Source organism: Thermophilibacter sp. (assembly GCF_966187215.1).
In genome coordinates, this window is the sequence record NZ_CBIFYV010000070.1 from 1 (window position 1) to 7,645 (window position 7,645).

A 7,645-nucleotide genomic window follows, 5' to 3' on the forward strand; every position below is an offset into this window, starting at 1 on the left:
GGAGCAGCTCACCAAGATCGCCGAGATCAAGATGCCGGACCTCAACGCCAACGACATCGAGGCCGCCAAGAAGATCGTCGCCGGCACTGCCCGCTCCATGGGCGTCACCGTCGCCGCCGAGTAGCCGTTAAGGTGGAAAAGGGACAGTCCCTTTTCCACATGCGATGTGGGAGGGCCGGGCAGGCCCGCTGACCACAGGAGGAGCAAGCATGCCCAAGCACGGAAAGAACTACAAGGCCGCCGCGGCCAAGGTCGACGGCTCCAAGCTCTACTCGCCCAAGGCGGCGATGGAGCTCGCCAAGGAGCTCGCCCCCGCCAAGTTTGACGAGACCGTCGAGGTCGCCGTCCGCCTGGGCGTCGACACCCGCAAGGCCGACCAGAACGTCCGTGGCTCCATCTCGCTGCCCCACGGCACCGGCAAGTCCGTGCGCGTGGCCGTCTTCGCCGAGGGCGAGAAGGCCCGCGAGGCCGAGGCCGCCGGCGCCGACATCGTGGGCTCAGACGACCTGGTCGCCCAGGTCCAGGCCGGCGAGCTGAACTTCGACGCCGCCATCGCCACGCCCAACATGATGGGCAAGGTCGGTCGCCTCGGCAAGATCCTCGGCCCCCGCGGCCTCATGCCCAACCCCAAGCTCGGCACCGTCACCATGGACGTCGCCAAGATGGTCGGCGAGCTCAAGGCCGGCCGTGTGGAGTACCGCGCCGACCGCTACGGCATCTGCCACGTCCCCATGGGCAAGGTCTCCTTCGAGACCGAGAAGCTCGTGGAGAACTACGGCGCCCTGCTGACCGAGCTGCTCCGCGTGAAGCCGTCCAGCGCCAAGGGCAAGTACGTCAAGTCCGTGGTCGTCTCCACCACCATGGGCCCGGGCATCAAGATCGACCCCACCAAGACGCGCAACTTCATGGAGGACTAGCGCGTTTCTTCCGCCAGCTTGACGGGCTTCTCGCCACGTGCCACAATCGGCGCTGCGAGACGCCCGTCTCGCGACCGTTTCACCGCACGTCCGCTGCCAAAGACAGCCGGTGCCGCAAGGCTCAAAGGGGAAACCCGCCTGCCGAGGTGGTCTCAGAGTTAGCACCCTCGAGGACCCCGCTTTGGTTGCGCCAAGCGGGGTCCTCTTTGCTGAGGGCCCGCCCGCGTCGGCGGCTCGTGCCCGATGCAGTCACAAGGGAGGTGTAACCACATGCCATCCAAGTCCAATGTCGATATGCTCGAGAAGGTCACCAACTCGCTGGAGGCCTCCCAGGGCGTGTTCGTCGTCGACTACCGCGGCCTCTCCGTCAAGGAGACCCAGGAGGTGCGTCGCGCCCTGCGCGCGGCCGGCGCCGAGATGAAGGTGTACAAGAACAACATCGTCAAGCTCGCGCTCTCCAACGCCGGTATGCCGAACATCGACGACATGCTCGCCGGCACCTGCGCCTACGTCTTCTACGAGACCGACCCCGTTGACGCCGCCAAGGTGATCAAGCAGGAGTCCGAGAAGCTCAAGAAGATGGAGGTCCTCGGCGCCATCGCTGACGGCAAGGCCCTCACGGCCGACGAGGCCAAGGCCTACGCCGACCTGCCCAACCGCGATCAGCTCATGGCCCAGCTCGCTGGCCTCATCAGCGGCTTCGCTCGCGACATCGCCGTGTGCGTCAAGGAGGTCCCCGCGGGCCTCGCGCGCTCCGTCAACGCCGTCTCCGAGCAGAAGCAGGCTGCCTAGCAGCCGCCCGCGCGGGCTCGCCCGCGCATCGCAGACAAGAGAAATCCGTGCCCCGCGCACGGGACCGAAAGGAACAGAGAAATGGCTAAGCTTACCACCGAGGAGATCATTGACGCCCTCAAGGAGATGACCCTGCTCGAGGCCTCCGAGCTCGTCAAGGCCATCGAGGAGACCTTCGGCGTCTCCGCCGCCGCCCCCGTCGCCGCCGTCGCCGCCGCGCCCGCCGCTGGTGGCGCCGCCGCCGAGGAGGAGGAGAAGACCAACTTCGACGTCGTGCTCGAGGGCTTCGGCGACAACAAGATCGCCGTCATCAAGGTCGTCCGCGCTCTGACCAGCCTCGGCCTCAAGGAGGCCAAGGAGGTCGTCGAGGGTGCCCCCAAGGCCGTCCTCGAGGGCGCCAAGAAGGAGGACGCCGAGGCCGCCAAGAAGCAGCTCGAGGAGGCCGGCGCCACCGTCACCCTCAAGTAAGTTCGCTTACCGGGTAACGCGCATCGCGCACCTTCAGGGGTCGGACCTTCGGGTCCGGCCCCTTTTTGCGTCGCGGCTTGGCGGGCGGTCCCGTCCTTCTCGTTGTGCGCTCGAGAATCGCCGCAAGTCGGTGCTTCTCGGGGGAGCCTGCTCGGGAATTCGCGGAAGTCTGTTACTCCAGCGACAGACTTCCGCGAATCTCTGAGCACACACGGAGAATAGCCACTGACATACGGCGATTCCAAAGCGCTTGGTCACCGGTCGAATCCACCGCGATTAGCCCCACTCACAAAAGCGCCACAAACGGCACCGCAGGTCAGCGACGTTTCCGCAGGTCAGCGACGGGACACGTTCCATACTCGAAAACTCACGGCAAGTCAAGCGTTTTCGTTGACCGGTAGGGAACATTTCGGTAGATTATTACGTTGCGACAATTGCCGCCTTCCACCCTTAAGAAGGAGGAAAAGCCTGGTGTCTACCGCAAAGACTGCTCTCACCAAACCACAGGGTATCAACGGACGCAGGACCTTCAGCAAGATCGCCCCGGCGATGGAGCTCCCGAACCTCATCTCGGTTCAGAAGGAGTCCTTCGAGCGCTTCATGGGCGAGGGGCTCGCGGAGTCCTTCGCCGAGTTCTCGCCAATCGAGAACTCGGCCCACACCATGGAGGTCGTCTTCGGAGACCACCAGTTTGGCGACCCGGCACACACCATAGCAGAGTGCTGCGCCAAGGACATCTCCTATCAGGCGCCGCTCTTCGTTGACGTCCGCTTCGTCAACAAGGAGACCGGCGAGATGAAGGAGCAGCTCGTCTTCATGGGCGACTTCCCGCTCATGACCGACCGCGGCACTTTCATCATCAACGGCACCGAGCGCGTGGTCGTCTCCCAACTCGTGCGCTCCCCGGGCGTGTACTTCTCCACCGAGATGGACAACGGCGTGCGCGTGCACAAGGCTCAGTTCATCCCCGCCCGCGGCGCGTGGCTTGAGTTCGAGGTCGACAAGCGCGGCCACCTCGTGGTCTCCATCGACCGCAAGCGCCGTCAGTCCGCGATCGTGTTCCTGCGCGCCCTCGGCATCGCCGAGACGGACGACGAGGTCTACGCCCTCCTCGGTGACTCCGACGTGGTCCGCAACACCCTCGAGCGCGACGCGTCCACCACGCGCGACGCCGCCCTGCGCGAGATCTACCAGCGCCAGCGCCCCGGCGAGCCCGCCACGGCGGACGCCGGCCGCCTGCTGCTCGACGGCCTGTACTTCAACCCGCAGCGCTACGACCTGGCGCGCGTGGGCCGCTACAAGGTGAACAAGAAGCTCGAGCTCGGCGACGACGCCACGAGCCGCGTCCTCACCACCGAGGACATCGTGGAGGCCATCCGCTACCTCCTCGCGCTGCACGAGGGCGACGACACCAAGCGCGTCGACGACATCGACCACTTCGGCAACCGTCGTGTCCGCACCGTGGGCGAGCTCGTGCAGAACCAGTTCCGCATCGGCATGAGCCGCATGGAGCGCGTGGTCCGCGAGCGCATGGCCTCGCAGGACGCCGACGACATCACGCCGCAGAGCCTCATCAACATCCGCCCGATCGTGGCCGCCATCAAGGAGTTCTTCGGCTCCTCGCAGCTGTCGCAGTTCATGGACCAGGCCAACCCGCTGTCGGGCCTCACCCACAAGCGCCGCCTGTCCGCGCTCGGCCCCGGCGGCCTCGCGGGCCACAAGTCCGGCTCCAGCCGCCGCACCAACGTGCCGACGGCCGTCCGCGACGTCCACAACTCGCACTACTCCCGCATGTGCCCGATCGAGACCCCCGAGGGCCCCAACATCGGCCTGATCGGCTCGCTCGCGCTCTACGCGCACGTCAACGAGTACGGCTTCATCGAGTCGCCGTACCGCCGCGTCGTGGACGGCAAGGTCACCGACGAGATCGACTGGATGACCGCCGACGAGGAGGAGTCGCACAACATCGCCCCGGCCAACACGCCGTTCGACCCCAAGACGGGCCGCTTCGTGGAGGTCGACTCCAAGGGCAACATCACGCACCCCGACCGCGTCATCGCCCGCACCCGCGACTTCGACGGCTCCTTTGGCGCGCCCGCCCAGGTCAACGTCGCCGACGTCGACTACATGGACGTCTCGCCGCGCCAGCTGCTCTCGGTGGCTGCCAACCTCATCCCGTTCCTCGAGCACGACGACGCCAAGCGTACGCTCATGGGCGCCAACATGCAGCGCCAGGCCGTGCCCCTGATCAAGGCGCACGCCCCCTACGTGGGCACCGGCATGGAGGAGCGCGCCGCGCTCGACTCCGGCGAGCTCATCCGCGCCGAGCACGCGGGCACCGTCACCGAGGTTGACGCCGCGCACGTGGTCGTCTACTCCGACGAGCACGGCTCCGAGCGCTACGACCTGCCCAAGTACGAGCGCTCCAACCAGTCCACCTGCATCAACCACCGCCCGATCGTGCACGCGGGCGACACCGTGGAGGCCGGCCAGCCGCTCGCCGACGGCACCTCGATCGACCACTGCGAGCTGGCGCTGGGCGCCAACCTCACCGTGGCCTACATGCCGTGGGAGGGCTTCAACTACGAGGACGGCATCATCGTCTCCGAGCGCGTGGTCCAGGAGGACCTGCTCACCTCGGTGAGCATCTCGCGCCACGAGATCGACGCCCGCGACACCAAGCTCGGCTCCGAGGAGATCACCCGCGAGATCCCCAACCTCTCGGAGGACATGCTTGCCAACCTCGACGACGACGGCATCATCCGCATCGGCGCCGAGGTCGGCCCCGGTGACATCCTCGTGGGCAAGGTCACGCCCAAGGGCGAGACGGCCCTCACCGCCGAGGAGCGCCTGCTGCGCGCCATCTTCGGCGCCAAGGCGCACGACGTCCGCGACACCTCGCTCAAGATGCCGCACGGCGCCTACGGCCGCGTCGTCGACGTGGTCCGCTTCAGCCGCGAGGCCGGCGACGACCTCCCGCCCGGCGTCAACGAGCTCGTCCGCGTCTTCGTGGCCCAGCGCCGCAAGATCCAGCAGGGCGACAAGATCGCCGGCCGCCACGGCAACAAGGGCGTCGTCTGCAACGTCCTGCCCGTGGAGGACATGCCCTACATGGCCGACGGCACGCCCGTCGACGTGCTTCTCGACCCGCTGGGCGTCCCCTCGCGTATGAACGTCGGCCAGCTCCTGGAGTGCCACCTCGGCTGGGGCGCCGCCCACGGCTGGGACGACGAGTCCGAGAACTCCGACCGCTACGTGCCCGGCCCGATCCCCGTGGCCACGCCCGTCTTTGACGGCGCCACGGACGTCGAGGTCGCGGAGGTCCTGCGCCGCACCAACATCAACATGATGAACAAGGCCCGCATGGACTACGGCGAGCACATGCGCGAGGAGTTCGTCCCGCAGCTCAACAGCCTCGGCAAGATGACCCTCTTCGACGGCCGCACCGGCGAGCCGTTCAAGAGCCCGATCACGGTGGGCACCTCCTACATCCTGAAGCTCGGCCACATGGTCGACGACAAGATCCACGCCCGCTCGACCGGCCCCTACAGCCTCGTCACCCAGCAGCCGCTCGGCGGCAAGGCCCAGTTCGGCGGCCAGCGCTTCGGCGAGATGGAGGTCTGGGCGCTGTACGCGTACGGCGCCGCCAACGTCCTGCAGGAGATCCTCACGGTCAAGTCGGACGACACCAACGGCCGCGTGAAGACCTACGAGTCGATCGTCAAGGGCGAGAACGTCCCCGCGGCGGGCATCCCCGAGTCCTTCAGGGTCCTCGTCAAGGAGATCCGCTCGCTCGCCCTGGACATCGAGCCGATCTCCTACCGCAAGAGCGCCGAGCGCACCGAGCCCGAGGCCGGCACCGAGGCCGAGAGCGCCGTCGACGTGTTCGCCCAGATGTCCGATGACGACGCGTCCGACGCCGCCGACGAGCTCGCCCGCGGCCTCGCCAAGGAGCTCGAGGGCGCCGAGGCCGTTCTCGCCGGTGACGCCGCAAGCGATAAGGAGTAGCAGTGGCAGACTTCGACACCACCGATTTCGACGCTATCAAGATCTCGCTGGCCTCGGCCGACCGCATCCGCAGCTGGTCCCACGGCGAGGTGAAGAAGCCCGAGACCATCAACTACCGCACGCTCAAGCCCGAGAAGGACGGCCTGTTCTGCGAGAAGATCTTCGGCCCGACCAAGGACTGGGAGTGCGCCTGCGGCAAGTACAAGGGCATCCGCTTCCGCGGCATCGTCTGCGAGCGCTGCGGCGTTGAGGTGACCACCGCCAAGGTGCGCCGCGAGCGCATGGGCCACATCGAGCTGGCCGCGCCCGTGAGCCACATCTGGTACTTCAAGAGTCCCACGAGCTTCCCGCTGGCCCGTCTGCTCGACATCAAGAGCAAGGACCTCGAGAAGGTCCTGTACTTCGCCAGCTACATCATCACCAAGGTCGACACCGAGGCCCGCGAGGCCGACGCCGCCGACCTCAAGGAGGAGCTGGACGCCGACCTCGAGGAGCTCGACGCCGAGCGCGACGACCAGATCGCCCGCCTGCGCGAGCAGGGCGAGGGCGGCGACGACGAGTTCGGCGACATCGAGCCGCTCTCCGACGAGGAGATCCGTGCCGGCATCGCCGACCTCGAGGCCGAGTACGAGGACGAGAAGCGCCTGCGCACCGAGGCCTACGAGAAGTTCATGCAGCTCGAGGAGCGCGAGCTGATCTCCGACGAGGGCCTCTTCTCGGAGCTCAAGCGCTACTACGGCATCTACTTCAAGGGCGGCATGGGCGCCGAGGCCGTGCGCGACCTGCTGCGCGGGATCGACCTCGAGGCCGAGGCCGCGTCCCTGCGCGAGGTCATCGCCTCCGACACCGCCCAGAAGCAGAAGCGTGAGAAGGCCATCAAGCGCCTGGAGATCGTCGACGCCTTCCTCAAGGGCGGCAACGACCCGGCCAACATGATCCTCGACGTCATCCCGGTCATCCCGCCCGACCTGCGCCCGATGGTGCAGCTCGACGGCGGCCGCTTCGCGGCGTCCGACCTCAACGACCTCTACCGTCGCGTGATCAACCGCAACAACCGCCTCAAGCGCCTGCTCGACCTCGACGCCCCGGCGATCATCGTCAACAACGAGAAGCGCATGCTCCAGGAGTCCGTGGACGCGCTCTTCGACAACGGCCGCAGGGGCCGTCCGGTCACCGGCCGCGGCGGTCGCCCGCTCAAGTCGCTGGCCGAGGCCCTCAAGGGCAAGCAGGGCCGCTTCCGCCAGAACCTGCTTGGCAAGCGTGTTGACTATTCCGGCCGCTCGGTTATCGTCGTCGGTCCGGACCTTAAGATTTGGCAGTGCGGCTTGCCGAAGGAAATGGCGCTTGAGTTGTTCAAGCCGTTCGTCATGAAGAAGCTGGTCGAGGATGGCACCGCTTCCAATATTAAGTCCGCCAAGAAGATGGTCGAGCGCGCCAAGCCCGAGGTTTGGGACGTGCTT

General features: G+C 66.9%; 4 protein-coding genes and 2 pseudogenes. All 6 read left to right on the top strand.

The features are described from left to right. Window positions 1-124, top strand: a pseudogene (locus ACWTSU_RS05860) (50S ribosomal protein L11); the annotation flags it as partial. A gap of 85 nt (window positions 125-209) precedes the next feature. Further along, window positions 210-917, top strand: a complete 708-nt coding sequence (gene rplA, locus ACWTSU_RS05865; protein WP_455138944.1) for a 50S ribosomal protein L1 — start codon at window positions 210-212, stop codon at window positions 915-917. A 270-nt stretch (window positions 918-1,187) separates the two neighbouring features. Then, window positions 1,188-1,709 (top strand): 50S ribosomal protein L10, encoded by a 522-nt coding sequence (gene rplJ, locus ACWTSU_RS05870; protein ID WP_455138945.1) that lies wholly within the window; start codon window positions 1,188-1,190, stop codon window positions 1,707-1,709. 81 nt (window positions 1,710-1,790) lie between these two features. After that, window positions 1,791-2,177 carry a 50S ribosomal protein L7/L12 gene (gene rplL / locus ACWTSU_RS05875; RefSeq protein ID WP_455138946.1) on the top strand — a complete coding sequence of 129 codons (387 nt, stop codon included), beginning with the start codon at window positions 1,791-1,793 and terminating at the stop codon, window positions 2,175-2,177. Window positions 2,178-2,726: 549 nt separating this feature from the next. Next, window positions 2,727-6,185, top strand: coding sequence for a DNA-directed RNA polymerase subunit beta (gene rpoB, locus ACWTSU_RS05880; RefSeq protein WP_455138947.1), 3,459 nt, complete (start codon window positions 2,727-2,729; stop codon window positions 6,183-6,185). 2 nt (window positions 6,186-6,187) lie between these two features. Continuing rightward, window positions 6,188-7,645: pseudogene (locus ACWTSU_RS05885) on the top strand (DNA-directed RNA polymerase subunit beta'); the annotation flags it as partial.

Bases quoted from the DNA above. Each gene is read 5' to 3' on its own strand.
- rplL (WP_455138946.1), top strand. From the start codon at position 1,791: ATGGCTAAGCTTACCACCGAGGAGATCATTGACGCCCTCAAGGAGATG.
- rplA (WP_455138944.1), top strand. From the start codon at position 210: ATGCCCAAGCACGGAAAGAACTACAAGGCCGCCGCGGCCAAGGTCGAC.
- rpoB (WP_455138947.1), top strand. From the start codon at position 2,727: ATGGAGCTCCCGAACCTCATCTCGGTTCAGAAGGAGTCCTTCGAGCGC.
- rplJ (WP_455138945.1), top strand. From the start codon at position 1,188: ATGCCATCCAAGTCCAATGTCGATATGCTCGAGAAGGTCACCAACTCG.